The following is a 26727-nucleotide window of genomic DNA, read 5'->3' as shown; positions in this document are numbered from 1 at the left end:
AGGCGTCCGGTCCGCACGGCCGGGCGGTCCAATCAGCTCAGGGTGACCTGGCGGTTGGTGAGCCCGCCGCGCGCCCGGCGCTCCTCGGGGGTCAGCGGGGCGTCCGTCGCGAGCGCCCCGGCCAGCCGCTCGGCGAACGCCGCGGCCGGCTTGGCGACGTCCTCGGCGCTCATCGACGAGGGCAGGTCCCAGACCGGCACGACCAGGCCGTGGGCGCGGAACGAACCCACCAGCCGGGTGCCTTCACCGAGCGAGGAGGCGCCCGCGGCGTGCAGCCGGGCGAGCGCGTCCAGCAGCTGCTCCTCGGGGTACCCGGTGACCCAGCGCAGGTGGTTCTTCTCCGGGGCCTCGCACCAGTACGCACCCTCCAGGCCGGGGATCCGGGCGGTGGGAATGGCTGCCGCGTTGGCCCGCTCCAGGGAGGCGGCGACCTCGCCGGTGGCGTTCTCGGCGTTCTCCACCCAGAACTCGAAGCCGGTGTGGACGGCCGGTTCGAAGGCCGCGTCCGGGTCGAGCAGATCCTGGAGCCGCGGGCCGTCGGGGGCCGTGCGGCCGGCCGGGACCGGGGTGCCGGGCTCGGCGGCCAGCGCGCGCTGGAGGGTGTCGGCGAGATCGCGGCTGAGGTCGCCGGAGGCGGTGTCGTTCTGGAGGCCGAGCATCACCGCGCCGTTGTCGCGGCGCAGCGCGGGCCAGGCCATCGGCAGCACCGTCGCCAGCGTCACGGACGGGACGCCCTCGGGCAGCCCGCCCTTCAGCGTCAACTCGGCGGTGGCGGCGGGCACCAGCTCGCGCAGCGCCACCCAGTCGCACTCACCGGGCAGGCCCTCGAAGGGGCGCTGCACCAGCTCGGTGGCGGCATGCGCCGCCTGACGCCCGTGACAGGCCTTGTACCGGCGGCCGGAGCCGCACGGGCAGGGCTCACGGGCGCCGACGACCGGCACCTCGCCGTCCTTGATCTGCGATGCTGCGGCCTGGGGCTGGGGACGGCGCTTCTTGGCCATGGCGACGGTGTCTCCTGGTCGATCCTGGGCGGTACGGACGCGTTTCGGCGCGAGCCTAGAGGATTGCGTACGAGGTCGCGCTCGCCTGCGCGCCCGCCGTGTCCCGCCGTGGCGCTATGGCAGATCGTCGAAGTCCGGGAAGCCCGGCAGCGGCAGCCCCGTGCTCACTCCGGCTCTCCTGCTGAGCGAGGGCGGCAGATCGGGCGTCAGATCCACGCGCGTAGCGAATGCGCCTTGCAAGGAGAGGGCCGCCCAGACCGTCACTTCGCCGACGACGGTGTCGTGTACGCCCCAGTCCTTGGCGAGCGAGCGGATGATCGCCAGCCCGCGGCCGCCGCGCGCCGTGACCGACGGAGTGGCCGGAAGTGGCCGGGTCGGGCCGCCGCCATCCGTGACCGCGACGGTCAGTCTGCCCTGTGCGTCGATACGCCAGGACGCCCGGACGGAGGCCACCGGAGTCTCCTTGGTCTCAGCCGATGCGGAGCCCGGTGATCCGTTTTCGTATATCGGACGCGCATGGCGACACGAATTGCTCAGCAGCTCCGAAAGAATGAGGACCGCGTCATCGACGACTGTGTCCTGAACTCCACTTGCCAACAGCTCTTCACGCATGCGCCGCCTGGCCATGCCGACACCCACAGGACCATGGGGTACGGCCATGATCGACGACGTCGGCACCTCTTGTGCCACCACCAACGCCACCCCCGAGACCTCCTTTGCCCCACGCCACGGGATGAATGCCCCAATGGACTGGACCGGAAACCGGCCAAGCGGCACATGGTGACGCATTGGACACAATCGAATACGGGCCGAATGCGCCGGTGCACACCCTGTGAGGGGCTCTATCCAAGGCCGAGTTGGATTCGCACCTGCTTGGGGCGATTCGTAATCACCGCATCCACCCCCAACTCCTGGCACAGCTCGACATCGGCGGTCTCATTGACCGTCCATACGTGGACGCGGTGGCCCGCGCGATGGGCCTTGGCGACGTAGTCGGGGTGCGAGCGGAGGATGCGTATCCCGGGGCCCGCGATGCCGACGCCGGGCGGGAGCCGGCCGTCGCGGTGCCGTGGCGTGAGGAATTGCATCAGGTAGACGCCGGGGATGCAGGGTGCCGCCGCCCGTACGCGGTGCAGTGAGCGCGCCGAGAAGCTCATGACCCGGACCGCGGGCGTCCAGTCGGCGCGCATGGCCGGATTTGTGTGCCCGAACCGGGTCAGCAGCTCGACCAGCCGCTCCTCCACCTGTCCGGCCCAGCGCGTCGGGTGTTTGGTCTCGATGGCCAGCTCGACCCGGCGGTCCGCGTCGGCGACCAGCTCCAGCAGCCGCTCCAGTGTGAGGACGGAGGTCCGCTCGGGGTCCTCGTGCTGGCGGTCCGGCGCCTCGTTCGCGAATCCGTCGTTCGCGAACCCCTCGCCCTTCCAGGAGCCGAAGTCGAGCATGGCCAGGTCGGCGAGCTCCAGGGCGGAAACCGAGCCGCGCCCGTTGGACGTGCGGTTCACCCGCCGGTCGTGCACGCAGACCAGATGCCCGTCCGCCGTCAGCCGGACATCGCACTCCAGGGCGTCCGCCCCGTCCTCGATCGCCTTGCGGTAGGCCGCGAGGGTGTGTTCCGGGGCGTCCTCCGAGGCACCGCGGTGGGCGATGACGGAAATGGCGGGACGGCCCGGACGGGCGTCCTGGGCGGGGCGTGCATAGGTCACCGCGTTATCGTGCCATCCGCCACCGACGGGCCGCCGGGCGCTTACCCAAGGTGCCGGAACAGGGGATGCGCCGGTTTTGTCCGGAGTAAAGGATGAGGGGACAGTCACAGCCTCGACTTACGGTGCTCTGACGCGCGGTGGGAAAGGGTGGTAGGGAGGCTCGCCCGTAGCGCCCGCCCGGATCACCGGACGGGCCCGCGGTCGGGGCTCGCGCACGGCCAGGGGCGCGGGACGGGACCCGCGGACCACGGCCGGCGGCCCCGGACCGGCCGACCGGGACTCGCCCGTATCGCCGGGATCCTTGATCCTGGAGTACCGGGTTCCCCGTCCACCGGCACGAGGAGCTGTACGACCCGGAGGGCCCCAGGCCCGCCGGACCGCAACAACCGCATCACCCGGCGGACCGCGAGGCCCGCCGGCACCGGAAGAACCGCACCACCCGGACGCACCCCCAGGGTCCGGCCGACCTGCAAGCCCCGGAAGAAACGGCCCGTCCCGGTCTCGGGCATGGATGAGATCCGGGGCGACAGGGAAGCAGCCTGCCAAGGCCGTGGGCGCCGACAGTCATGAAGCTGAGGAGAGAGCTGTGAGCACCGAGAACGAGGGAGCCGCCGTCCCGTCGGAGGCCAAGCCGCCGGCCGGGCCGCAGCCGGACAGCGCCCCCGCGTCCGCCTCCGGCGCCCAGGCTCCCGATTCCCCGTACGCCCCGCCCCCGCCGGGCTTCGCCCCGACCGCGGGCTCGGGCCCGGGCGCCGGACACCCTCCGCAGCCCGGCTTCGGCCACCCCGGCGACGACCCCACCACCGAGCAGACCGCCCAGATCCCGCCGTACCCAGGCGCCGCCCATGGCGCCGGAGCGGGCGGCGGCTGGGGCCAGCAGCCCCCGTATGGCGGCGACCCCTGGGGCGTCGGCAGCCCCGCGCCCAAGCGGCGGCGTAACGGCGGCCTGATCGCGGCCGTCCTGGTGGCCGCGCTGGTGGCCGGCGGTATTGGTGGCGGCATCGGCTTCTGGGCCGCGGGCCAGAACGACAGCGCCTCGACGACGGTCTCCGCGCCCGGCGACCCCGGGGCGCTGAACCGCAAGCCCACCTCCGTCTCCGGGATAGCGCAGAAGGCGCTGCCGAGCGTCGTGACGATCGAGGCGCAGGGTGCCACCGGCGAGGGCGGCACCGGCACCGGCTTCATCTACGACAAGCAGGGCCACATCCTCACCAACAACCACGTCGTCGCCAGCGCGGCCGGCGGCGGCAAGCTCACCGCGACGTTCTCCAACGGCAAGAAGTACGACGCCGAGGTCGTCGGCAACGCCCAGGGCTACGACGTCGCCGTGATCAAGCTCAAGAACGCCTCCGGCGCCCCGCTCAACCCGCTCCCGCTCGGCAAGTCCGGCAATGTCCAGGTCGGCGACGCCACCATCGCCATCGGCGCCCCCTTCGGCCTGTCCGGCACGGTCACCACCGGCATCATCAGCGCCAAGGACCGCCCGGTGGCCTCCAGCGACGGCGGCGGCAGCAGCGCCTCGTACATGAGCGCCCTCCAGACCGACGCCTCGATAAACCCCGGTAACTCCGGCGGCCCCCTGATGGACGCCGCCGGCAATGTCATCGGCATCAACTCCGCAATCCAGTCCGCGGGCAACGGCGGCGGCCTGGGCGGCGAGTCCCAGCAGTCCGGCAGCATCGGCCTGGGCTTCGCCATCCCCATCGACCAGGCCAAGCGGGTCGCCCAGGACCTGATCCGGACCGGCAAGCCGGTCTACCCCCAGATCGGCGTCCAGGTCGGCATGCGGGACACCGGCGACGGCGCGACCATCGCCCAGACCGGCAACAACGGCTCCAAGGCCGTCACCCCCAACGGCCCCGCCGACAAGGCGGGCCTGAAGCCCGGCGACACCATCACCAAGCTCGACGACACGGTGGTCGACAGCGGCCCCACCCTCATCAGCGAGATCTGGCAACACAAGCCCGGCGACGAGGTCACCCTCACCTTCAAGCGCGACGGCAAGGAGCACACGACCCATGTCACCCTGGGCCAGCGCACGGGCGACAAGTGACGCGCTAGTCTGATCCCGCGACACCCACGCGCCCCGCGCACAGGTGCCGCGGGGAGGCTTGCCCGAGCGGCCTAAGGGAACAGTCTTGAAAACTGTCGTGGCGGCAACGTCACCGTGGGTTCAAATCCCACAGCCTCCGCAGAGGTCAGCGAGTTAGCTGGTCAGAAGGGGTGTCTTGCTTCGGCGGGGCACCTCTTCTGCGTTCGCCCTGTCTCATCCTGGGCCGCCTGTATCTCGGTGCTGAGGCAGGGCGTACGGGACAGGGGCGGGCCAGGATTTCGAGGGTGGCAGGCGTCCTCGCCCGTCCAGCTCCTGCTCGATGAAGGCGTTCGCCCGCGCCTGAGTCGGTGTTGCGGGCCCGCCGTTTCAACCCACGTGCCTCGTAAGGCTTTCCGTTGTGAGTCCACCCGGAGCGGAGGGGCAGCCTAGTCGGCTTTCTGCGCACCGCTTGCGGGGTATGACGGTTATGTCAGATGCTCGATCGAGACGTCGTCCCACTGTTGCGCCATGTATTCCGCAACCAGTCGGCGATGACAATGCCCAGCATTTTCTTCGCTGCACAGCAGGACTGCGTTGTTGAGTAGTTCCGGTGGGACGGTGTTCTCAATGTGGCGATTCTTCATCAGTTCCAGGAAGCGTTCTTCGTAGGATGCCCAGCTGGCGCCTCGTTTCTTGTAGTCGTCGAGCATGGACTTGGTTGGCGCCAGGTCGATGCGATGGGTGTATTGCACGTCACAGATCTCGCTGAGGAAGTACTTCAGGTCATCGCGCTTGGCGAAGCCGGACAATTGTGAGACGTTGTTCAGCCGGACATCTACCAGCGTTTTCACTTCAGCTTTGCGCAGTAGCCCGAAAAACTTTTCTGCGGACTTCTTCGTGAAGCCGATTGTGTATAGTTTCATTTTCCCGACGTCCCGTTAATGCGAAGCTCCTCATTGACGTATGCAATCCGGTGTTCCTGGCGGCTGAGAGCCTCCTGGAGGCGCTCAGCCGGCGTACGGAATAGTTCGGCCTGGTCGAGACCGAAACTGGCCATCAAGCGTTGCATTGCCGTGCTATGGCTCTCGATGTGTCCGTCGCCGTGAATGTGGTCGATGGTGATCCCGTGTTCTTCGAGTGATCGCGAGACGAGGACACAGCGATGGCATTCGAGTGGTTCTTGTTCAGTGCACATGATGGCGATCCGCTCGTTCTGTGCACCCGTCAGCAGGCGGTTGATGCCGCTGACGAAATCCGGGGTCCGGGCGAGACGGCTGTACTGTACCTGTCCGTCGACATAGCAGGTGAGGTCTTTCGTGCGCGCCCCGAGTTCCTTGCCCAGGAAGGCGTACTTGATGTCGACCTCGCGCAAACTGCGCTTCACTGCATCTCGGTTGAACTGGGGAGTGAAGCGGCTGGCGGGTGTCGACCGCACATCGGCGACCGCCGTGATTTCATGCTTGTGAAGTAGGCTTAGAAAATGTGAAACACTGTGCGTGGAGTGGCCGACGGTAAACACGGTATTCAGTGTCATTGCTTGCTGCCTGCTTAAATCTTTGCTTGCTCGATGACGGCTGCCACTAATTTGTAAGCATAATCTTTGTACGGTTCGCCGAGGCTCACCGTAAGGAAAGATTCGCCCAGTTTGTATTTCCCTTCCGGCTTGGCCAGGTATGTTTGTTCATATTCGGGATCAGTCAGTCCCAGTGTGTATTCGCATCCGGCATGCCGAAAATGTGCGTCCACGACCAGCCTGCTGTCGCCGAACGCTGCACCAGGGTCGTGCACCTGTAGCGTTACGCAGTCAACACGTATGAGCTTGAGTGAGTCCGGCAGAGTGCGCGCTTGTTCAATTGAGACACGGTTGTTGGTGCCGCGATATGAGTTGTTTCCGTTGATCCATAAGGTTTTTGGATGCTGCTCCAGCGTGAGCAGTTTGTCCCACTCGGCCCGGCCGGTCTTCTCCCAGTAGTAATGGGGATCAAGGAGCCAGTTTTCGCTCTGGTAGCTGCTTGCCTGAGGGCCGAGCAGTGGCACGGCGATAATGTCGAGGACCTTCGGGTCTGATCTGTCTGCATATTGCCGCTCATATTCGGATACTTCACGGTTCGGGCGGGAGCTGACAGGGCGTATCCACCGTCCTGAACCCTTATCAACCATGCCCGCCACACATCGACCCGCATTCTTGCGCGAGTTTGCTAAGCACACGAGCGTCTTGACGGTTGCCATGTGTCCCCCCACAGCTGATCTGCTGGCCCGTTGGTGACGATAACGCGGGGCAGTAACACAGAGCGATGGTTACCAGTGAAGTAACCGCCGCTATCAGCCAGGCTCAAGTCGAGAACTCGCGCCTCGAAGAAGAGGCTCGTCGAGCGGCCCGTGGCTCATGATCCTGCCGGAGTCCCTCCTTTTCGATCACGGCGGACTTTCCCTCTCGCAGGTCAGCCACAGTCTTCGGGTCAGCCACAACCCTCGGACGGGAGTGCAACAGGCACGCACGTCCCGGTCAGCCGGCGGCGGTGGGCCAGTTCACGTAAGCCATGAACTCCGCCAGCCCACCACAGGGCCGGCATAACAATGGCTCAGATCTGTTCCCGCAGTTGGTGTTGGGGGAGGGGCTCTATGGGGGGCCGCTGTGGTCGCGGCATCAGAGCGGCTGGCCGGTGTGTGTGGCCGGCCGGTGGTCAGGCTTCGGCGGGTGGGAGTGCGTCAGGCCTCGGTGGCTTGGGCTTCCGCGGTTGCCTCTGGCACGGCGTCAAATGAGCTGGTTTTGTTCGGTGGTTCCGAGGTGCGGGCGATGCGCCATGAGCGGCGGCCGCGGCCTGTCGTAGGCCTGCTGCCTGGCACTATGTGGCCGGGCAACTGCTGGGTGAGGCGGTAGCGCCGGGCGCGGCGGCGCGGGGGTTGTCTGAAAAGTGATTGGCTGTGGGGAACCAGCGCTGAGATGCTCGTCCTGACCATGATTTTCGGGGAACAGGAGTACCACCCTTGAGGACGAAGCTCATTGCGCTCGGCGGCGCTGCGCTCATCGCGACGCTGCCGCTCGCCACCGCACACACCGCATCCGCCTCGTCCGTCTGCCGGAAGGGCTCGGTCTGCACGTGGTCGAAGAATGACTTCGGCGGCACGAAGCGCACCAGCGGTCTGAACCCCTCGCCGGGGTGCTACGCGTGGAACGGCAAGACCGTCTCCAACCAGACCAAGAGGACGATCCGGGTCTACAGCGACGTCTCCTGCTACGGCAAGCGCGTCGACATCAAGAGCGGCCACTGGGGGCAGACCAAGCCTGGGGCGACCATCAAGTCCATTGCGGTTATTGGTCCGTGACCGCCGGCTAGGAGCTAGTCAGCACCCGCAATACCGAGACACGGTCCCGGCTGTCGCATCGCGATGGTCGGGACCGTGTTTTTGCGCGGGGCGACGCTGCGAAACCGCCGGCCATCTAGGGGGTGTAGATGTCCGGGTCGGTGGTGAGGTGGCCATTGTCGGGGGTGAGGATTCCGCAGAGGCGTTTCACGGGGGTGTAGAGGGGGCGGCTGTCGGGTTCGATGCCGTCGTCGTCGGGAAACTCGAAGAGCCGGTCGAAGGGGACGGTGACGAACGGCCAGGCGCCGGGGATCTCCCGTGAATCGGGGTGGTACTGCCACACGGTGCCGAAGTGCCGGTTGTGGACTTCGCCGACGTACCACGAGGCGGTCTGGAGGAAGTCGCCGCCTTCGTCCTGGTGGGCCTGTTCGACGGTGGGGTAGCGGTCGCGGATCAGGTCTTCCAGGCGGGCGAGCGAGTCGAGGCTGAAGTCCCATGGGCCGGGGGTCTGTTCGGCCCAGCGGGGGAACTCGGCGTGCTGAATGGTCAGCCAGGCATTCAGGGCCGAGTTGTCGGACCTGAGCCGGTCGAGCCGGCGCAATTCCTCGTACTCGTCTTCGCTGATGTCCATGGCGGCGACGGTATCGGTCGGTCGTGGGTGGGAGGGGAGGAGGGGCAGCAGCCGTAATGGGCTTGCAGAGGTGGTGAGTTAAGGGCCCGTGGGGAGTTGGAAACTCGGTCGCAGTAGTCGTTCGATCCGTGGGCTCGGTGCTGTGACAGGGCGGTTGGTGCGCCGGGGAAGCGGAACGGGGGGTTTCTCTGCCGAATGGCAGATGTGGGGGGCCTTGGGCTGGGCCGAGAGTGCGGAGGTGCCTCGGGGGAGCGGTCGAAGTCGGCTTGCTGGTGTGGTCGAACGGGGTGCATGCCTGAGGAGGGGAAGTGGGCGGGCTATGGGTTTCGTGCGGCGTGTATCGGCCGGCAGGGGTGGGGTTTCTGGGGTGGCGAGGGTGATGGCGATGGGGGTGGTGGCGGTGCTGGTGGGGGTGGTGGTGTCGGCGGGAGGTGAGGCCGGGGGTGGGGCGTATGCCGCGAGGGGCCGGGGCGGGACGCCGTATGGCGGCTTGCGGTGGGCGCAGGGGTGGGGTGCTGCGGTGCAGCAGCCTGTCGAGGGGGATGTGGATGACGTGCCCAACTGGTCGAGGGAGGGGTTTCGTCGTCAGTCGGTGCGTCAGGTCGTGCGGGTCGGTGTCGGCGGGGACCGGGTGAGGATCAGGCTGTCCAATCGGTACGGCAAGGCGCCGTTGCGGGTGGACGGGGCGGTGATCGCGCGGTCCGGGGGCGGGGCGCAGGCATGGCCAGGGACGGTGCGGAAGGTGAGCTTCCGGCACGCTGGTTCGACGGTGATCCCGGCGGGTGGGGAGGTGGTCGGTGATGCGGTGACGCTGTCCACGTCCGCGTTGGAGAACCTGGTGGTCACGCTGTACTTCGCCGGGGAAACCGGACCGGCCACCTTCCACGGTGTCGGGCTGGCGGCGTCCTACCGGGCCAGGGGGAATCACCTCGACGATGTGTCGGCCCGGGCGTATCGCCAGTCGTCGCAGTCGTCCTACTTCCTGAGTGGGGTTGAGGTCTCCGGGCCGTTCCGGGCGCAGCGGAACACGGTGGTGGCGTTGGGGGATTCGGCCACTGATGGGGTGGGGGCCACTGCGGAGGCCAACGGCCGGTATACGGATGTCCTCGGTGAGCGGCTGGTCGCCGGTCGCCGGAATGTTGGTGTGGTGAATGCCGGGATCGCCGGGAGCATGCTGCTGACCAGCAGTTCCTGTTTCGGGGAGAAGGGGATTGCGCGGTTCCGGCGGGACGTTCTGGATCGGCCGGGGGTGCGTACGGTGATCGTCGAGCTGGGGGCCAATGACGTCGGGGCCAACTGGTCCACGGGCCCCTGCCTTCCGTCGTCGCACAAGCCGGTCTCGGCGCGCCAGATCACCGAGGGCTACCGGGCGTTGATCCGCGCCGCGCACCGGCGGGGGATCAAGGTCATCGGGGCCACGCTGGTGCCGCTGAGCGGGTATCCGGGCTACCCGGACCATGCCGCCAAGGTCGAGCGGCTGCGTACGCAGGTCAACCACTGGATACGCACCAGCGGGGCGTATGACGCGGTCGTTGACTTCGACAAGGCCCTGGCGGATCCGGCCCACCCGGAGCGGCCACGGCCGGGCTATGTCTATGAGGACGGGCTGCATCCCAACGATGCGGGGTACCAGGCCATTGCCAACGCTTTTGATTTGTCTGACATTTGAGCGGACGGTGTCGCGTTCGCTGGTCTGGTGAGTTGGTTTACTGGGCTACTTTTTATTGAGGCATCCTTTGTTTTTGGGGAGGGGTGGTCTCGGGGCGGACGGGATGCTGCACTGCAAGTGGTGTGCGTCGGCGGTAAAATGACCCGGTAGTGTTGGGGATTGTGCGGCGGGGGGCTGCCGTGGGAAAACATGCGGGTGTCTGGAAACGCTTCTAGCGTGAGTGTCATGGGTACTCAACAGACAACACAGGACAAGTACTACGTCGTGGCTGCCGGTGACACGCTTTCCGGTATCGCTTCTCATTTCCGTACCACTGTGAAGCAGCTTCAGATCTGGAACAACATTTCGGATCCGAACGTCATCAAGGTGGGCCAGCGGCTCCTGGTCGCCAAGGCCACGGCGGGAGAGCCGCAGCCCGGTGACCCCAGCTTCGTTCCGTTCCCCGGCAGTGAATGGTTCAAGACCCTGCCGACCAGCCCGATCATCCAGATGATGGGGCTGCGCCTCGTGGAGGAAGGGTGCGGTGCTGCTTACGGGTTCAGCGGCCCGGGGCCGAAGTGGAATGACAAGCACCGTCAGGCCTATTCCTCCTTCCAGAGCGCGTTGGGATACTCGGGCCCGGATGCGGACGGCTGGCCGGGGCGTAAGTCCTGGGACCAGCTGCGTGTTCCGTTCCCGGAGGAGGACTATGGCGCCGCTCGATGAGGGACTGGACCATGGCGCCCAATGAGGCGCGGCGGTGTGCCGGGTTGTCTCCTTTCCCGGCCGGCATGCCAGTCAGTCGTAGGGAATAGCCTGGAATCAATCAGAATCAGCGTGGAATCCCTGCCGTGTGGCTGCTGGGAAGGGGAAACGGCGGCTGTGGGGTGGGGATTTGCTGTGAGGTTGGGGATTGTGGGGCGGGATTGAGGGGTGGATTGTGGGGCGGGATTGTGGGTGGGGGTTGGTTGTCGTGGGAGTGTTGTGCGGGGGCGCGGTAAAGTGGGGTGGAATTCGGAATTGATTTCCCGGCATGATGCGGAGAGTGGGCAGGGGTCACGGTGGGTGCGCGGAGGGCGGGGGGTGTGGGCGGGTCCCGGCGGGGGGCTGTGGTGATCCGGCGGGCCGAGGAGCGGGATGCCGGGCGGCTCACTCGGCTGGTGCGGAGTTCTCGTGCGTACGAGGGGCGGTATTCCTCGATGGTCGAGGGGTATCGGGTGGGGCCGGACTACATCGCGGCGCATCGGGTGTTCGTTGCCGTGGAGGAGGCCGCCGGTGGTGCGGGCCCGGGTGAGCGGGAGGCGGAGCGGGTGTGGGGCTTCTATGCGCTCATGGTGGAGCCGGCCGAGCTGGATCTGATGTTTGTGGCGGACCAGGCCCAGGGGTACGGCATCGGGCGCCGGCTGTGCGCGCACATGCGGGAGGAGGCGCGGCGGGCCGGGCTCGACCGCGTGCGCGTGGTGTCGCATCCGCCCGCCGAGGGTTTCTACCGGAGCATGGGCGCCCGGCCGGTCGGTACGGTGCGGGCCAATCCGCCCGCGGTGATGTGGGACCGGCCGGAGCTGGCCTTCCTGGTGGGGCCTGGCGAGGAGCGCTGACCCTGTGGTCGGGGGCGGCGCGGTGCGGTGCGCTGAAAATCGCTGGCGGGGTGGGTCTTTGGCGGTGACTGTGGGGGTATGGCGCGATCATTTGAGGACCTGGTGGCCGAGGCCGAGGCCGTATCGGTCGAGGGGTGGGATTTTTCGTGGCTGGCAGGGCGGGCCACGGAGGAGCGGCCCTCGTGGGGATACCAGCGGGCGATGAGTGAGCGATTGGCGGGTGCGTCGGCCGCGTTGGACCTCCAGACGGGCGGCGGCGAGGTGCTCGCCGGTGCGGCCAAGCTGCCGCCGGTGATGGTGGCCACGGAGTCCTGGCCGCCCAATGCCGCCAAGGCCACCGCGCTGCTGCGTCCGCTCGGTGCGGCGGTGGTGGCCGATGCGGATGAGCCGCCGCTGCCGTTCGCCGACGAGGCATTCGACCTGGTGACGAGCCGCCATCCGGTGACGGTGTGGTGGGAGGAGATCGCCCGGGTGCTGCGGCCCGGCGGCACGTACTTCTCCCAACAGGTCGGTCCGGCGAGCGTGTTCGAGCTGGTGGAGTACTTCCTGGGACCGCAGCCGGAGCAGGTACGGCGGGGCCGCCATCCCGAGGATGCGCGCCGGGCGGCGGAGGCGGCGAGCCTTGAGGTGGTCGATCTGCGCGCGGAGTCGCTGCGGACCGAGTTCTTCGACATCGGGGCGGTCATCTACTTCCTGCGGAAGGTGGTGTGGATGGTGCCCGGCTTCACGGTCGACCAATACCGGGACCGGCTGCGGGAGTTGGATGAGCTGATCCGCGAGGAGGGGCCGTTCGTGGCGCAGACGACCCGGTTTCTGATCGAGGCGCGGAAGGGGTAGGCAGGCGCCGCTTCGGGCCGGGTGTCCGGGCTGCTGCTTCGGTCGGTCTCGCCGGCCCTTCTTGCCCGCCCCTGCCTTGTTGGCCGGTCGGCTTCTCCGGCCTGCCTCTGCGTCCGTCCCTTCGCGCCCTTCGTGCTCTCTCCTCAGGGTTCCTCCTCAAGCCGCCGTTCTGGCTGGGCGGTTGGCCTACGGGACAGCCCTTAGCTGCGGCGGGCCGCCGAGGCGATCGTCGCGCGGGCCTCTTCTGCGGACAGGCCGGTGTGGCAGGCGGCCGCTGTCAGCCTGGCGGCGAGTTCCTGGCCGAGGCCGGACTCCTGGGCGCGGCAGGCTGCCCAGAAGAGCCGAGCGTTTCGCTGGCCGGGCGGGGATGCCCGGACGAAGCGTATGAGCGCCGCGGCGGGCTGGGGCGGGACGCCGTACGGCGGCTCGCGGTGGGCGGGCGACGGCGGGGCCGTGAGCAGGGTGAGGAGGGCGTCCGGCACGGGGGCGGGGTGGTGTGGGGTGTCGGCTGCGCGGACATATCGGCCGTGGGTGGTGAGTGAGCCGGGGCCGACGAGGTAGCCGCCCGCGCCGCGGACGTCGATGCCCGGGGCGAGCCGGCCGACCGAATTCGGTACGGGCAGGGACGGTGGGCCGGTGAACCAGAGGTGGCGGCCGCCGCTGGGGGTCAGGACCGTGACGGTCGGCGGGAGCGGGAAGCCGTGCTGTTCGGCGAGGAACCGGAGGGCGGTCAGGCCGTCGGCGCCGTTCTTGGTGTCGAGGTCGATGCCGATGAGGTGGTGCGGGGGCCGTCCGCAGGCGATGCCGTAGCCGGTGGCCCAAGGGGCGGCGGCGAACATACGGCGGACGGTGAGCGGGTCGGTGCTCGCGTCGTGTACGCCGTGCCCGAGCCGGCCGCAGGCGCCGCGGCAGGGCGGTTTCTCGGGGTGGCCGCGGTGCGGGGACCGGATGGCGGGGAGCTTGCTGCGGGTCAGCGGCATGACGGGGTAGCCGGCCTCGGCGGCGAGGAGCGCCTGGGTGAGCGCGGCGGCGGGCGGGTCGGCGGGTGCGGCACCGGGCGGGTCCGTGAGTGCGGCGGCGGGTGCGTCCATGGGGGCGGTCGGGTCCATGGGCGTGGGGGCGGGCCGATTCGTGGGCGTCGTGGCGGGCCGGTCCATGGGTGCGGTGGTGGGCGCCTCCGTGGGCCGGGCGGGGTGCGGGTCGGCCCACGGGTCGGGCCACGAGTCGGCCCGCGGGTCGGGCTGCTGCTCGCCCCGCGGATCGCGTTGCTCGCCGCCCGACGGGTCGGGGCTCGTGCCGCGCCATGGGTCAGGCGTCATGCCTCCCCGTGGATGGGCTCGGCTGTTGGTCCAGGGGTCGGGCGGGTGGTCGGTCGGTCTTCCGGCATGGCGGCGGTGCATGGCCATGGCTCTATTTTCGTACGAATGTTCGACAAAGGGAAGGGGGGTGTGTGCATTGACCCGCGCGCCGGGTGCGTGGATGCGCCGGGGTGGGCTCGTCGGCCGCGCCACGGACGGGCCGGTTCGCGGGACCTGGCGTCGTCGCACGGGTGTGACCGGGGGTGCGTGTGCGACAGGGGGTTTATCCGGGGTTCCTCATGCTTGCGGGGGAATCGCCGCCTCGTGACGGGTTCGCCGGGGGTTCGTGGGCAAAGCTGAGTTCGCGACGTCGAGGCAAGCATCGCGGTGGTCGGCCAACTGCCCGATGGAAGAACGGAGTTCAGCAGTCGTGTTCCGTAGGAGGAGAAGAGACATGGCAAGCACCCGTACCGCCCGCGTCTTCGCCGTTGTCGCCGCGCTGCCCTTTGCGGCCACCCTTTTCACCGGCGTCGCGCAGGCCGACAACGGCGGCTTCGCGACCAGTGGGTCGAGCTCGGCGGCGACGAGCCAGACGGGGACCGGTGTCGGCGGTGACAACCTCGGCAACTCGACCACCGGCCAGCAGGTCGCCAACGGTGCCGGCGCCTCCAACCAGAACAACACCGCGAGCGTGAACGGCTCCGCCGGTCCCACGGACATCGACCAGACCAACTCCATCATCACCTTCAACAACTTCGAGTGATCCGGCCGGCCGCGCAGGGGGCCCGCCGCGCAGGGGGTGGGGCGGTCGTCCAGGGGGTGGGGCGGCCATCCAGTAGGGGAGACGTCAGGGTCGGCACGGAGGGAATGGGGCTTCTCCGGGGTTCACTGCGCCGACCTTGACAGCGAGCGGGTTTCTGACGGACAGTCAGAAACCCGCTCGCTCGTTCGTATGTCCGGACCCAGCGCACCGGGCGTACGGCCACCAGAAGGGGAGGCCGCCGACGTGCACCTCGCCCCCACCGCGCGCCAGGAGCGGCTGCGCGCCGCACTCCGTTCGTACTTCCGGGAGCTGCTGCCGGACGGGCCGGTCGACGACGCCGCGGCGCAGCGTGCGGTCCTGCGCCGGATCGGCGCCGACGGCATGCTGGGCCTGGGCTGGCCGACCGCGTACGGCGGGCAGGGCCGCGGCCCCGACGAGCAGTTCGTGTTCTTCGACGAGGCGTACCGCGCGGGCGCCCCGGTCTCGATGGTCACGCTCAACACCGTCGGCCCGACCCTGATGAAGTACGGCACCCAGCAGCAGAAGGACTACTTCCTGCCGCGCATCCTCAGTGGCGAGCTCGTGTTCGCGATCGGTTATACGGAGCCCGAGGCCGGTACCGACCTCGCCGCCCTCCGCACCCGGGCGGTGAAGCAGCGGGGCGCGGGCGGCTCCCCTAAGGGTGCCGTGGGCGGAGAGGGCACCGGCCCTGGCGGCCCCGGCAGCACCAGCGGCCCCGGCGGCACCACCGAGGCCGCCCACTGGCTCATCAACGGCACCAAGAGCTTCACCAGCAACGCCCACCGGGCCGACTGGATCTGGCTCGCCTGTCGCACCGACCCCGACGCGCCCAAGCATCGGGGGATCTCGATCATCCTGGTCCCGACCGACGCCCCCGGCTTCTCGTGGACGCCGATCGAGACCGTCGGCGGGCTCACGACCACCGTCACGTACTACGACGGCATCCGCGTCCCCGCCGGGAACCTCGTAGGGGACGAGAACGCCGGCTGGCAGCTGATCACCAATCAGCTCAACCATGAACGCGTCGCGTTGGCCGCCCTCGGTATGCAGGCCGAGGACGCCTTGGACGCGGCGCTGGCGTACGCCCGTACACCGGACCCGGAGAGCGGCGAGCGGCCCGCCGACCGCCCCTGGGTACGGTCCCGGCTCGCCGAGGCGCACGCCCGGCTGGCCGCCACCCGGCTGCTGAACTGGCGGCTGGTCGACGAGGTCGGCGCCGGGACGCTGAGCCCCGGGGACGCCAGCGGCGTCAAGTTCGCGGGGACGGAGAGCACCGTCGAGGTCTACCGGATGTGCCAGGAGGTGGCCGGTGACGCCGCCCTGGTACGGGGAGGTTCGCCGGGCGTCTTCGGGGACGGGGAGCTGGAGCGGATGAACCGTGCGGCGCAGATCAACACCTTCGGGGGCGGCGTGAGCGAGGTCCAGCGGGAGATCGTCGCGACGATGCGGCTGGGGATGCGGAGGGGGCGGCGATGAGTCCGGTGCAGCTCGCATACGAGCAGCTCAGGGCCTATGAGGGCCGGCCGACCTCGGCCCCCGGCGTGGGCAAGGACATGGTCAACGAGCCGATGATCCGGCACTGGTGCGAGGCCGTGGGCGATGCCAACCCCGCCTACCGGGGGCCGGACGCCGTCGCCCCGCCGACCATGCTTCAGGCCTGGACGATGGGCGGCCTCTCCGGCCATGCGGACCGCTCGGGGGCGTACGACGAACTGTCCGGGCTGCTGGACAGCGCCGGGTACACCTCCATCGTGGCCACCGACTGCGAGCAGGAGTATCTGCGGCCGCTGCGGCCCGGTGACCGGATCACCTTCGACTCGGTGATCGAATCGGTGTCGGAGCGCAAGACCACGAAGCTGGGGGTCGGGCACTTCATCACGACGCGGATGGATATCCGGGCGAATGGCGAACCGGCCGGGACGCATCGCTTCCGGGTCCTCAAGTACGCCCCGGCCGCACGGCTTTCCAAGACGGACGAGCGGCTTCCTGAGACGGACGAGCGGTCTCCCGAGATGGCTGGCCGGCCCTCCAAGACGGAAGAGCGGTCTCCCGAGACGGCCGGCCAGCCCTCCAAGACGGGCGACCGGTCCGCCAAGACGGCGGAGGGACTGACGGCACCCCAACCGCCCCAGCCGCCCCAGCACCCCGGCACCCGTCGCCCCCGCCCGGTCATCAACCGTGACAACGCCGGCTTCTGGGAGGGCGTCCGGGGGCACCGGCTGCTGATCCAGCGCTGCACGGGCTGCCGGACGCTGCGCTTCCCCTGGTTGCCGGGGTGCAACAGCTGCGGGTCACCGGAGTGGGACACCGTCGAGGCGAGCGGCGCGGGGACGGTCTTCTCCTACGTCGTGATGCACCATCCGCCCTTCCCCGCGTTCACGGTGCCCGACGCATCGGCCGACGGGACGGGCCCGGAGGCGGCGGCCCCCGAGGCAGCGGGCTCCGGTACGGCGAGTCCCTACGCGGTCGGGCTGATCGAGCTCGCGGAGGGGGTGCGGATGGTCAGCAACATCGTCGGCGTCCCCTACGACAAGGTCCGGATCGGGATGGCCGTACGGCTCGAATTCCTCCGTGCGGATGAGGAGTTGGAGCTGCCGGTCTTCCGGGTGGTCGAGGGGGGTGAGGGGTGAGATGGACTTCACGCCCACCCCGGAACAGACGGCGGCCAGTGAGCTGGCCGCGGAGATCTTCGGCGACCTGTCCACACCGGAGCGCCTTGCCGCAGGCGGCAGCGGTACGGACGCCGCCCTGTGGAAGGCGCTGTGCGCGGCCGGCCTACCAGGCGCCGCGGAGGAGGCCGGCCTGCTCGGGCTCGTCCTGATGCTGGAGGAGCAGGGCCGTACGACGGCGCAGGTGCCGTTCGCCGCGACCTGTGTGTACGGCCTGCTGGCGATCGGCGCCCACGGCAGCGGGGAGCAGCGGGCGCGGCTGCTGCCGCCGCTGCGGACCGGCGAGGCGGTCGCCACCGGGGCCTTCCCGGCGCGACGCGGCGGCGTACGGGCCGAGGGCACGGCGGTCGGGGCGGAGCCGATGGCGGATGGCACGGCGGACCCGACGTCGGATGCGACGGCGAACGGGACGGTGGATGGCACGGCGGACCCGACGTCGGACGGGACGGCGAGCGTGACGGGGCGGTTGACCGGCGTCGTGCCCGTGGTGCCGTGGTTGTGCGCGGCCACCCATGTGCTGGTGCCGGACGGTGCCACGCGGACGCTGTGGCTCGTACGCACCGATGCCGCCGGGGTGCGGCGGGACCCGGTCGAGACCACCGCACCGTGGTCGGCGGGCCGCCTCACCCTGGATGGCGCCCCCGCCGAACGACTGGGCCCGCCCGCCGAAGCCGAACGCCTGGCCCCGGCCCCCAGCACCCTCCCCGGCCCCTCCCAGCCCGCCGCCCGCGACGCCGACGCTTACGCCGAGCCCTACGCCGACATCCTGGCCCTCGCCCGGACGGCCTTCGCCGGGCTCCAGGCCGGGGTCGCGGCCGGCTCCCTGGCCCGTGCGGTGGCCCACACCACCACTCGCGAGCAGTTCGGCCGCCCGCTCTCCACGAACCAGGGTGTGCTGCTGCGCGCCGCCGACGCCCACATGGACATCGAGGCCATCCGGCTCACGGCCTACGAGGCGGCCTGGCGCCGGGACGCGGGCCTGGATGCCGGGCCGCATGCGCTGACCGCCGCCTGGTGGGCATCCGAGGCGGGCACCCGCGTGGTGCACACCGGCCAGCATCTGCACGGCGGCATCGGCGCCGACCTCGACCACCCCGTCCACCGGCACTTCCTCTGGGGCAGACAGCTCGCCGGATACCTCGGGCCGGGCGCCGAAGTCCTGGAGGAACTGGGCGAGTTGCTCACCGAGGAGCGCCCGGCACCGGCCGCCCGCCCGACCCAGCCACCCCGGACGGAGGCCCCATGAAACCCGGCGCCATGAAGGCCACCGATACGAAATCCGACGGCGGCACACCAGCCAGCGACCTGAGAGCCGGTGACGAGCTCCCCGCTCTCACCATCCCCCTCACCCGCACCCTGATCGTCGCCGGCGCCCTCGCCTCCCGTGACTACCAGGACGTGCACCACGACCCCGAGGCGGCCCGTGCGAAGGGCTCCCCGGAGATCTTCATGAACATCCTCACCACCAACGGGCTCGTCGGCCGTTACATCACCGACCACTTCGGCCCCCGCTGCACCCTGCGCAAGGTCGCCATCCGCCTGGGCGCCCCCAACTACCCGGGAGACACCATGGTGTTGCGCGGCACGATCACGGAGGTGACGGACGACGCGACGGTGGTGGTGCGGGTCGTCGGCACGAACGGCATCGGCCACCACGTCACCGGCACGGTCACCGTGGGCCTCCCGGCAGAGACCCCGGAAGGGACCCCCGAAGGGAACCCGGAAGGCATCCCGGCAGGGCCCCCCGAACGGAACCCGGAAGGGACCCCGGCAGGGCCCCCCGAAGGCACCCCGGCAGGTCCCCCTCAACGGACCCCCGACCGGACCCCCGAAAGCACCCCGGAGGCCACCCCATGACCCTCCTCCGCCCCGACTCCCTAGGTGGCCGGGCCGCCATCGCCGGTATCGGTGCGACCGAGTTCTCCAAGGACTCCGGCCGCAGCGAGCTGCAACTGGCCGTCGAGGCGGTACGTGCCGCCCTCGACGACGCCGGGCTGACCCCCGGGGACGTCGACGGGCTGGTCACCTTCACCATGGACACCAACCCCGAGATCACCGTCGCCCAGGCGGCCGGTATCGGTGAGCTCTCGTTCTTCTCCCGGGTCCACTACGGGGGCGGTGCGGCCTGCGCCACCGTCCAGCAGGCGGCCCTCGCGGTCGCCACCGGAATCGCCGAAGTCGTCGTCTGCTACCGGGCGTTCAACGAGCGCTCCGGCCGCCGCTTCGGCTCCGGCGTACAGCAGCGGGAGCCGTCCGCCGAGGGCGCGGCGCTCGGCTGGAACCTCCCCTTCGGGCTGCTCACCCCCGCCTCCTGGGTCGCCATGGCCGCCCAGCGCTACCTCCACACCTACGGGCTGACCCCGGACGCCTTCGGCCCGGTCGCGGTCACCGACCGCCGCCACGCCGCCCGCAATCCGGCCGCCTACTTCTACGGGAAGCCCATCACCCTCGCCGACCACGCCGCCGCCCGCTGGATCGTCGAACCCCTACGGCTGCTGGACTGCTGCCAGGAGACGGACGGCGCCCAGGCGATCGTGGTGACCTCGCCCGAGCGGGCCCGCACGCTGCCGCACCCGCCGGCGCTGATCAGGGCCGCGGCACAGGGCGCAGGCCGCGCCCAGGAGCAGATGACCAGCTTCTACCGCGACGATCTGACCGGCCTCCCCGAGATGACCGTGGTCGCCCGCCAGCTCTGGCGCACCGCCGCCCTCACCCCCGCCGATATCGACGTCGCGATCCTCTACGACCACTTCACCCCGTTCGTGCTGATGCAGCTGGAGGAGTTCGGCTTCTGCGCGCCCGGCGAGGGCTCGGACTTCGTCGCCGCGGGCCTCCTCCCCCTGAACACCCACGGCGGTCAGCTCGGCGAGGCATACCTGCACGGGATGAACGGGATCGCCGAGGCCGTCCGCCAGCTCCGCGGCACCTCCGTCAACCAGGCGGGCACCCCCGCGCATGTGCTGGTCACCGCGGGGACGGGCGTGCCGACCTCGGGGCTGGTCCTCGGCGCGGACGGCTGACGGGGCGGTCGCGAGCCGAATCCGTGGTCACAGGTCTGACGGGTACGACCTCACCGTCCCCCTAGAGGAGGTGGGGTAGGCCCTACCCGTACAACTTCAGACGGATAGCGCTTCGGCACCTGGGGGCGATCCCTTCACCCCACCCGCGCTCCTAGCGTGGTGCCCATGACCACGCCAGTGTGCACCAGCGCTTCGACCGCCGCTGTGTTCCCGACGTTCTCGTCCTATGTACGGGCCCGGGGGCCGGTCCTGCTGCGCGCCGCGCGGTCGATGTCTCCCAACCCGAACGACGCCGAGGACCTCCTCCAGACGGCGCTGACCAAGACCTATGTGGCCTGGGACCGGATCGAGGACCACCGCGCCCTGGACGGCTACGTCCGCCGCGCGCTGATCAACACCCGCACCTCCCAGTGGCGCAAGCGCAAGGTCGAGGAATTCGCCGTCGACGAGCTCCCGGAGCCGGAGCCGCTCCCGGTCCCCGACCCGGCCGAACTCCAGGGCCTGCGCGACGCGATGTGGCGCGCGGTGATGCGACTGCCCGCCCGTCAGCGGGCCATGGTCGTCCTCAGGTATTACGAGGACCTCAGCGAGGCCCAGACCGCCGAGGTCATGGAGGTCTCCGTCGGCACGGTCAAGAGCGCCGTCTCCCGCGCCCTGGCCAAACTCCGGGAAGACCCGGAACTGGCGATGCTCTCGTCCTGATCCGGATGCAGGGCGCCCGAACGGGCGCGCCCGCGCATGCACCCTTTGCGCCCTTACGTCACTTCTTCGGCCGGTCATACGCTCTCCGTAGCTCTGACAGCCAGGCGAAGGAGGCAAAGTGGGCAAGCATCGCAGTCCGATCGGAGATGACGGGCAGCAGCCGGGCCGACCGATCCCACCGGAGCCGGAGCCGACTCCGCCCCCGAAGCCCGAGCAAGCTCGTTGACCTCGCATCCGGACCCCGACGAAGCCCTCGCCGGTCTGCTGGACGAGATCGCCGGACAGCTCGGCCACCCCGTCCCCGCTCACCTGCAAGCCGCCCTGCGCGCCGTACCCCGCCACCTCTTTCTGCCACCCACCCTGTGGCTGCGTGACGGGAACGGCGGCCACGAGCCGTGCGACCGGGAGGGCGACCCCGACCGCTGGTGGCGCGCGGCCTACCGCGACGCCCCTCTCGTCACCCAGTTCGCCAAGAGCCCCGACGGCCACCGTGCCCCGTCCTCCTCCGCGTCGATGCCCAGCGTCGTCGTACGGATGCTCATGGTGCTCAACACACGCCCGGAGCATGCGGTGCTGGAGATCGGTACCGGCACCGGCTTCAACGCGGCCCTGCTCTCCTACCTCTGCGGCGCCGACAACGTGACCTCGCTCGACGTCGACCCCGAGCTGACGCGCCGCGCACAGCGGGGGCTGAAGGCCAGCGGGCAGCGGCCGCACGTGGTGTGCGCGGACGGCGCGGGCGGCTGGCCCCCGAACGCCCCCTACGACCGGATCATCGCCACCTGCGCCGTCCGCACCGTGCCGCTCCCCTGGCTGGAGCAGACCGTGACCGGCGGCCTCCTCGTCATCCCGTGGGACACCCCCTGGTGCAACTTCGGGACGCTCATCGCCACGAAGCAGGCAGACGGGACCGCCGAGGGTGTGCTCGCCCCGTACGGCTCGTTCATGCTCCTGCGCGCCCAACAAGTCGACGCAGAGCTACGCGCCGTCATTCCGCGCGAGCGCGAGGGCCGGCAGCGCGAGGGCCAGCAGCCCGAGGCTCAGGAGCCCGAGCGGTCCATGACGGGACTGTCCCCCTGGTCAGTTGCCGGGAACGACCTCGATGCGCAGATGTACATCGGCCTCCGCGTGCCGGGAGCCTGGCATGTGTGGGACACCGAGGTGGCGGACGCCCATACGCGGCTCTGGCTGGCCGACGGCCGGACGGGCAGCTGTGCCCGGGTGGACTACGACGGACAGCAGACCTCGGCCTTCGCGGTCGCCCAGTACGGCGCGAGGAAGCTGTGGGACGAGGTGGCCCAGGCGTACGCGGAGTACGTGGCCGCCGGCCGCCCCGGCGTGCACCGGCAGCGGCTGCGCATCACCCCGGACGGCCGGAGCACACGCCATGAGGTGAGCGTCGTCAACGGGACGGTCGCGTGACCGCATAGCGCCCCGGCGTCGTCCCCACATGCCGGGTGAAGTGCCGGTGCAGATGGGCTTGATCGTGGAAGCCCACGGCGGCCGCGACCTCCGCCGGGCGTCGGCCGTCGAGCAGGAGGCCACGGGCCCGTTCGATGCGCTTGCCGGTCAGGTAGGCGTGCGGGGGCAGGCCGTAGGTCTGTTTGAAGCAGCGGATCAGGTGGGTGGGGTGGGCGTGCAGGAGCCCGGCGGCCTCTTCCAGCGACATGCCGCTCGTCTGCCGGGAGTCCAGCAGGTCGCGCAGCGCGGCGGCCAGCCGGTTCGCCTCCCGGCCCGGTGTACGCGGCGGCCGCAGCGCGTCCAGATGCCCGTGCAGCCGCTCCCGGATGAAGGCCAGCCGGGACTCCGCCTCGAATCCGTCGCCCGGGTGCCCGAGGGCCGTGTGCAGCTGGTGGATGCGGTGGCGCAGCAGATCGTCGCCGAAGACCGGGCCGTCCACCGCCCGGCCGGTCAGTTCTGCCGGGAGCACGCTCGTGTCCAGGTAGAGCACCCGCTTGCGGAAGCCATTCGCGGTGACCGTCCTGCCGTCATGGGAGACCCCGGGCGGCAGGAGGACGACCGTGCCGGAGCCGGTCGCGCCATGACGGTGACGGTCGCAGGCGAAGTCGACCGCCCCGTCGTTGAGGATCATCAGGGCCCAGGTGTCATGGGTGTGGGACGGATACGCGTGCTCGGTGAAGTGCGCGTGGAAGACCTCGGCGATTCCCGGCACGGACGGGCGCCAGGCGCTGACCGTCGTGCGGGGCGGGCCGTCTGTCATGCCAGGAACGTACAAGACCGCCGGTTTCCGGTCACGGCAGTCTCAAGGCATGAACCAGCAGCCCGTGCCCGTGAACCTCGCCGACAAGCTCGCGCAGTTCAGCGACCTGTGGTCGCAGAAGAAGATCGCCCAGCTCAACGACTACGAGGTCAAACTCGCCAAGCTGAAGGGCGAGTTCGTCTGGCACAAGCACGACGACACCGACGAACTGTTCCTGGTCCTCAGCGGCCGGCTCACCCTCCGGCTCAGGGGCGGCGAGGTGACGCTCGGGCCCGGCGAGCTGTTCGTGGTCCCGCAGGGCGTCGAGCACTGCCCGGTGGCCGACGAGGAGACCGCCATCCTGCTCCTCGAACCGGCCGGCACGGCCAACACGGGTGACGCGGGTGGGCCGAGGACCAAGGCCCCGGAAGCGCTGGCCTGACAGCCCCGTTCCGCGAATTTCAGTGGCGGGCGGGGCCGTCACCCAGGACCATGCGACGCATGACTGACCAACCCGAGCGCTGGACCCAGGCAACCGTCTACCCCGACATGTGGGTCGACCCCAAGGACGATCCCCGCGACAGCGAGGGCCCAGGGCCGGAAGGCGAGCCGGCCACGCTCCAGAACTTCCTGTCGGGCTACCGCATGACCCTGCGGATGAAGTGCGAGGGCCTGGACCCGGAGCAGCTGTCCCGCCGGTCCGTTCCGCCGTCGACGATGTCGTTGCTCGGCCTGATCCGGCACCTCGCCGAGGCGGAACGGGACTGGCGCAACTGGTTCACCGACGGCGACCCGCTGCCCAAGCTGTACGGCGCGCGCGACGCGGACTTCCACGGAGCCGTCGCCGAGCAGGCCGTGGTCGACGCCTCGCTCGCCGGCTGCAAGGTCCACGTCCCGGATGTCGGACACGGCGCGGTGGTTGCCCTGTCGGACTCCGGGGCAAGGCAAACCGCATTCTCTTGATCAGTGAACTGCAAATTGAACGTTCCGTCGGAGGTGGGGACAATGGTGAACTGTCCCTCCGCCGCAGCGTTCAAATTTTCCGGAGCCTCAAGTGTGAGGCCCGCCGACCCCACTTGGTCACAGTCCAGGTATTTACCGGACACCGGATCCGTAGCCTCTTGACACAGATATGGCACGGGATGTGAAAGGTTCAGGCCACTATTGTTCCTTGGGCTGATGGAAGCAGAGAGGCCACTGCTTCCGCTGTCCGCGTAAGCGGATACAGCAGGGAGCGGGGCGATAACGATGCCTAGAGCGGCGACAAGTGCGGCCAGTATTCTGATCTACCGACATCGGCAAATCCGGTGGTCAGCAGGCTGCGAAGGTAGCGCTGCGGCACTCACGCGCACCACGGTAGAACCACCTGATGTGTTACCTGTTCTTCGCGGCAGGATCCATCCTGGCCCGGCCCGTAGGGGTGTTGTTCGGATCATGGCGAGCCCGCCATGATCCGAACGACACCCCTACGGGCGGTCGGCGGCGTACGCGACGAAGTCGGCCCAGGCGGACGGCCGCAGGTGCAGCTGCGGCCCGTCGGGGTTCTTGGAGTCGCGGATGTGGATGGTGGAGGGGGTGGGGGCGACTTCGAGGCAGTCGTCACGTTCGTTGCTGTTGCTGTAGCTGCTCTTGAACCAGGCAACCTCGACGCACTCGTTGCTATCGCTGTCACCGCTGTAGCTGCTCTTGCTCCATGACAGCTCGGGGCCGGTCCCGGCGGAGGGCTTCAGGGGCATGTCTCTCCCAGCAATTTCTCGATGAAGGCCAGTGACTCCCGGGGCGTGAGAGCCTGGGCCCGGATGGTGCCGTAGCGCAGCTCGAGGATCTGGATCTCCTTCGGGTGCGAGACCGGACGACTGCCGAACTGCCCCTCGGAGTGGCCTACTACCGAGCCGTCTCCGAACTTCAGCAAGTGGATCCTGCCGCCCATTCCTGCATGGTCTTCGCGGTTCGTCGGCATCACCTGAATCTCGACGTTCCGCAACTGGCCCACATCCAACAGGCGTTCGAGCTGTCGACGCAGGACCATTGTGCCTCCGAGGGGGCGGCGAAGCGTCACCTCTTCCTGGACGAATGTGAGGGCAGGAGCGGGTGCGCGATCGAAGATCGACCGCCGGGTGACTCGTGCGGCCACCTCGCGGTCCACTTTGTCTTGCGACCAGGCGGGCCGTCGCATTTCGAACAGGGCCCGCGCGTACTCCTCGGTCTGCAACAGTCCATGCAAGTTGTGGCTGCCGTACGCGCCCAGCTCGACCGCTTCGGCCTCCCACCGAGTCAGGTCCCGCACCTTCTTCGGGTACCGGGCCCGCTCCACGTCCTTCTTCATCGCGGCGACCTTGCCGCCTGCGCCTAAGACCTCATCGGCCTTGTCGAGGAACTCCGGGCGCGGGATCCGCACCCCACGCTCGATCTTGTAGATCAGGTTCTCCCCGTACCCGACGGCTGCCCCGAACTCTGCCGGGCGCAGCCCCGCCGCCTCCCGCCACATCTTGAGCTGGCGCCCGACGGCCTCCACGGCCGCCTGCGCGTCGTCGTCCGGGTCGAGTTCCCAACCCCCGTCTTCCGCACCGTCAACATTCATCCAGTTCCACCTCCTGGACAGCCGGGACGCCCCTGGACAACCCGTGGACATCACCATGCGTACTGGCGTCATCACTATTCAGCCTAAGCAGCTACGACCACGCTGAGTGACATGAATCAGGAATTCGCTGTGTACAAGCTCCAGTTCAGGGTCCAGCTGTCCGCCACCCGCCGGGGCGCCCGGCTGGCGCGGCTGCTTGCGACGGAGGAGATGCGCTCCTGGGGGCTGTCGTTCGAGGACCCGGCCCATGTGATCGCCGAGCTGGCCACGAACGCCGCCACGCACGGGCGGGTACCGGGCCGGGACTTCCGGCTCGCCGTGCTGTCTGACGCGGACACGCTCCGTATCGAGGTGACGGATGCGCGCGGCGACCGGCTTCCGGCGCGGTACGTGCCGGGCGTACGGGACTCGGGGCACGGCCTGCTGGTGGTCGACGCGCTCGCCGACCGCTGGGGGACCACGCCGGGGCCGGTCCCCTGCAAAACGGTCTGGGCGGAATTCGATCTGCCGGTGTGGGGCCGATGAGGTGGCCGGGCTTCCGTCAACCGGCGGCCGGAAACCCGGACTTCGGTGTGCCGAGCGCCGGGGGTTTGGCCCGTAAAAGAACCCATAACCCCAGGTACAGAAACCGAACCCACCCAGCCCGACCCGGCCCGCCGCACCCGCCGTCACTCGCTTGGGTGATCCATGACCGGAAGACTCGCTTCCGCTGCCTCC

Annotated in this window: 27 protein-coding genes, 1 tRNA gene and 1 pseudogene; 18 read left to right on the top strand and 11 right to left on the bottom strand. The window is 69.5% G+C overall.

Annotation, left to right across the window (positions count from 1 at the left end; all coding sequences use genetic code 11):
• Window positions 1-32 precede the first annotated feature (32 nt).
• From AC3EUV_RS10715 to AC3EUV_RS10705, 3 genes are all read right to left on the bottom strand, one after another.
• A complete protein-coding gene (locus tag AC3EUV_RS10715; RefSeq protein WP_435602733.1) occupies window positions 33-1001 on the bottom strand; it encodes a DUF5926 family protein in 969 nt (322 codons plus the stop codon).
• A gap of 114 nt (window positions 1002-1115) precedes the next feature.
• Window positions 1116-1790, bottom strand: a complete 675-nt coding sequence (locus AC3EUV_RS10710) for an ATP-binding protein (RefSeq protein ID WP_435602732.1) — start codon at window positions 1788-1790, stop codon at window positions 1116-1118.
• 53 nt (window positions 1791-1843) lie between these two features.
• Window positions 1844-2704 carry a glycerophosphodiester phosphodiesterase gene (locus AC3EUV_RS10705; RefSeq protein WP_432144149.1) on the bottom strand — a complete coding sequence of 287 codons (861 nt, stop codon included), beginning with the start codon at window positions 2702-2704 and terminating at the stop codon, window positions 1844-1846.
• Window positions 2705-3290: 586 nt separating this feature from the next.
• On the opposite strand from AC3EUV_RS10705, the gene AC3EUV_RS10700 reads away from it, so the two are divergent.
• Both AC3EUV_RS10700 and AC3EUV_RS10695 read left to right on the top strand, forming a co-directional pair.
• Window positions 3291-4757, top strand: a complete 1467-nt coding sequence (locus AC3EUV_RS10700; RefSeq protein ID WP_432144148.1) for a S1C family serine protease — start codon at window positions 3291-3293, stop codon at window positions 4755-4757.
• 52 nt (window positions 4758-4809) lie between these two features.
• A tRNA-Ser gene (locus AC3EUV_RS10695) sits at window positions 4810-4896 on the top strand.
• A 325-nt stretch (window positions 4897-5221) separates the two neighbouring features.
• On the opposite strand, the gene AC3EUV_RS10690 is transcribed toward AC3EUV_RS10695, so the two are convergent.
• From AC3EUV_RS10690 to AC3EUV_RS10680, 3 genes are read right to left on the bottom strand one after another with little or no spacing between them, the layout of a single operon-like run.
• Window positions 5222-5659, bottom strand: a complete 438-nt coding sequence (locus tag AC3EUV_RS10690; RefSeq protein ID WP_432144147.1) for a DUF488 domain-containing protein — start codon at window positions 5657-5659, stop codon at window positions 5222-5224.
• A complete protein-coding gene (locus AC3EUV_RS10685; protein WP_432144146.1) occupies window positions 5656-6270 on the bottom strand; it encodes a DUF488 domain-containing protein in 615 nt (204 codons plus the stop codon). Before AC3EUV_RS10685 ends, AC3EUV_RS10690 begins: the two co-directional genes overlap by 4 nt.
• Before the next feature lie 14 nt (window positions 6271-6284).
• Window positions 6285-6965 (bottom strand): dual OB domain-containing protein, encoded by a 681-nt coding sequence (locus AC3EUV_RS10680; protein ID WP_432144145.1) that lies wholly within the window; start codon window positions 6963-6965, stop codon window positions 6285-6287.
• 759 nt (window positions 6966-7724) lie between these two features.
• Between AC3EUV_RS10680 and AC3EUV_RS10675 the strand changes: the two genes are divergently transcribed.
• Window positions 7725-8063, top strand: a complete 339-nt coding sequence (locus AC3EUV_RS10675) for a peptidase inhibitor family I36 protein (protein WP_387237462.1) — start codon at window positions 7725-7727, stop codon at window positions 8061-8063.
• A gap of 115 nt (window positions 8064-8178) precedes the next feature.
• Here the strand turns inward: AC3EUV_RS10675 and AC3EUV_RS10670 are convergent, their stop codons facing one another.
• On the bottom strand, window positions 8179-8673 hold the full coding sequence (locus AC3EUV_RS10670; RefSeq protein WP_432144144.1) for a hypothetical protein: 495 nt from the start codon (window positions 8671-8673) through the stop codon (window positions 8179-8181).
• Window positions 8674-9052: 379 nt separating this feature from the next.
• Here AC3EUV_RS10670 and AC3EUV_RS10665 point away from each other — a divergent pair, with 379 nt between their 5' ends.
• From AC3EUV_RS10665 to AC3EUV_RS10650, 4 genes are all read left to right on the top strand, one after another.
• Window positions 9053-10342: an SGNH/GDSL hydrolase family protein gene (locus tag AC3EUV_RS10665; RefSeq protein ID WP_435602731.1), complete on the top strand. Its 1290-nt coding sequence runs from the start codon at window positions 9053-9055 to the stop codon at window positions 10340-10342.
• A 225-nt stretch (window positions 10343-10567) separates the two neighbouring features.
• Window positions 10568-11047, top strand: a complete 480-nt coding sequence (locus AC3EUV_RS10660) for a peptidoglycan-binding protein (RefSeq protein ID WP_432144142.1) — start codon at window positions 10568-10570, stop codon at window positions 11045-11047.
• 383 nt (window positions 11048-11430) lie between these two features.
• Window positions 11431-11919, top strand: a complete 489-nt coding sequence (locus AC3EUV_RS10655) for a GNAT family N-acetyltransferase (protein ID WP_432144141.1) — start codon at window positions 11431-11433, stop codon at window positions 11917-11919.
• Window positions 11920-11997: 78 nt separating this feature from the next.
• Window positions 11998-12756, top strand: a complete 759-nt coding sequence (locus AC3EUV_RS10650; protein ID WP_435602730.1) for a class I SAM-dependent methyltransferase — start codon at window positions 11998-12000, stop codon at window positions 12754-12756.
• Between the two features lie 200 nt (window positions 12757-12956).
• Here the strand turns inward: AC3EUV_RS10650 and AC3EUV_RS10645 are convergent, their stop codons facing one another.
• Window positions 12957-13847 (bottom strand): bifunctional DNA primase/polymerase, encoded by an 891-nt coding sequence (locus AC3EUV_RS10645; RefSeq protein WP_432144212.1) that lies wholly within the window; start codon window positions 13845-13847, stop codon window positions 12957-12959.
• 661 nt (window positions 13848-14508) lie between these two features.
• Between AC3EUV_RS10645 and AC3EUV_RS10640 the strand changes: the two genes are divergently transcribed.
• From AC3EUV_RS10640 to AC3EUV_RS10605, 8 genes and pseudogenes are all read left to right on the top strand, one after another.
• Window positions 14509-14817 (top strand): hypothetical protein, encoded by a 309-nt coding sequence (locus AC3EUV_RS10640; RefSeq protein ID WP_435602729.1) that lies wholly within the window; start codon window positions 14509-14511, stop codon window positions 14815-14817.
• 243 nt (window positions 14818-15060) lie between these two features.
• Window positions 15061-16314, top strand: a complete 1254-nt coding sequence (locus tag AC3EUV_RS10635) for an acyl-CoA dehydrogenase family protein (protein ID WP_435602822.1) — start codon at window positions 15061-15063, stop codon at window positions 16312-16314.
• Window positions 16311-17468, top strand: a complete 1158-nt coding sequence (locus AC3EUV_RS10630) for a bifunctional MaoC family dehydratase N-terminal/OB-fold nucleic acid binding domain-containing protein (RefSeq protein WP_435602728.1) — start codon at window positions 16311-16313, stop codon at window positions 17466-17468. The genes AC3EUV_RS10635 and AC3EUV_RS10630 overlap by 4 nt, the downstream gene beginning before the upstream one ends.
• Before the next feature lies 1 nt (window position 17469).
• A complete protein-coding gene (locus AC3EUV_RS10625; protein WP_435602727.1) occupies window positions 17470-18753 on the top strand; it encodes an acyl-CoA dehydrogenase family protein in 1284 nt (427 codons plus the stop codon).
• A 59-nt stretch (window positions 18754-18812) separates the two neighbouring features.
• Window positions 18813-19199: pseudogene (locus AC3EUV_RS10620) on the top strand (MaoC family dehydratase); the annotation flags it as partial.
• Between the two features lie 161 nt (window positions 19200-19360).
• A complete protein-coding gene (locus tag AC3EUV_RS10615; protein ID WP_432144136.1) occupies window positions 19361-20527 on the top strand; it encodes a lipid-transfer protein in 1167 nt (388 codons plus the stop codon).
• A gap of 165 nt (window positions 20528-20692) precedes the next feature.
• Window positions 20693-21229, top strand: coding sequence for a SigE family RNA polymerase sigma factor (locus tag AC3EUV_RS10610; RefSeq protein WP_432144135.1), 537 nt, complete (start codon window positions 20693-20695; stop codon window positions 21227-21229).
• A 222-nt stretch (window positions 21230-21451) separates the two neighbouring features.
• A complete protein-coding gene (locus AC3EUV_RS10605; protein WP_435602726.1) occupies window positions 21452-22651 on the top strand; it encodes a methyltransferase domain-containing protein in 1200 nt (399 codons plus the stop codon).
• Here AC3EUV_RS10605 and AC3EUV_RS10600 read toward each other — a convergent pair.
• Window positions 22632-23450 (bottom strand): helix-turn-helix domain-containing protein, encoded by an 819-nt coding sequence (locus tag AC3EUV_RS10600; protein ID WP_435602725.1) that lies wholly within the window; start codon window positions 23448-23450, stop codon window positions 22632-22634. The genes AC3EUV_RS10605 and AC3EUV_RS10600 overlap by 20 nt on opposite strands.
• Window positions 23451-23499: 49 nt before the next feature.
• Between AC3EUV_RS10600 and AC3EUV_RS10595 the strand changes: the two genes are divergently transcribed.
• Window positions 23500-23871: a cupin domain-containing protein gene (locus tag AC3EUV_RS10595; RefSeq protein ID WP_435602724.1), complete on the top strand. Its 372-nt coding sequence runs from the start codon at window positions 23500-23502 to the stop codon at window positions 23869-23871.
• Between the two features lie 59 nt (window positions 23872-23930).
• Window positions 23931-24392 (top strand): mycothiol transferase, encoded by a 462-nt coding sequence (locus AC3EUV_RS10590; RefSeq protein WP_435602723.1) that lies wholly within the window; start codon window positions 23931-23933, stop codon window positions 24390-24392.
• A gap of 503 nt (window positions 24393-24895) precedes the next feature.
• Here AC3EUV_RS10590 and AC3EUV_RS10585 read toward each other — a convergent pair.
• Both AC3EUV_RS10585 and AC3EUV_RS10580 read right to left on the bottom strand, forming a co-directional pair.
• Window positions 24896-25165 (bottom strand): DUF397 domain-containing protein, encoded by a 270-nt coding sequence (locus tag AC3EUV_RS10585; RefSeq protein WP_432144129.1) that lies wholly within the window; start codon window positions 25163-25165, stop codon window positions 24896-24898.
• Window positions 25156-26010, bottom strand: a complete 855-nt coding sequence (locus tag AC3EUV_RS10580) for a helix-turn-helix domain-containing protein (protein ID WP_432144128.1) — start codon at window positions 26008-26010, stop codon at window positions 25156-25158. The genes AC3EUV_RS10585 and AC3EUV_RS10580 overlap by 10 nt, the downstream gene beginning before the upstream one ends.
• Before the next feature lie 111 nt (window positions 26011-26121).
• On the opposite strand from AC3EUV_RS10580, the gene AC3EUV_RS10575 reads away from it, so the two are divergent.
• On the top strand, window positions 26122-26535 hold the full coding sequence (locus tag AC3EUV_RS10575) for an ATP-binding protein (RefSeq protein ID WP_435602722.1): 414 nt from the start codon (window positions 26122-26124) through the stop codon (window positions 26533-26535).
• Window positions 26536-26727: the final 192 nt, after the last annotated feature.

The sequence above is a fragment of the Streptomyces sp. bgisy130 genome (assembly GCF_057708345.1).
This window is presented reverse-complemented; position numbering and strand designations above follow the sequence as displayed.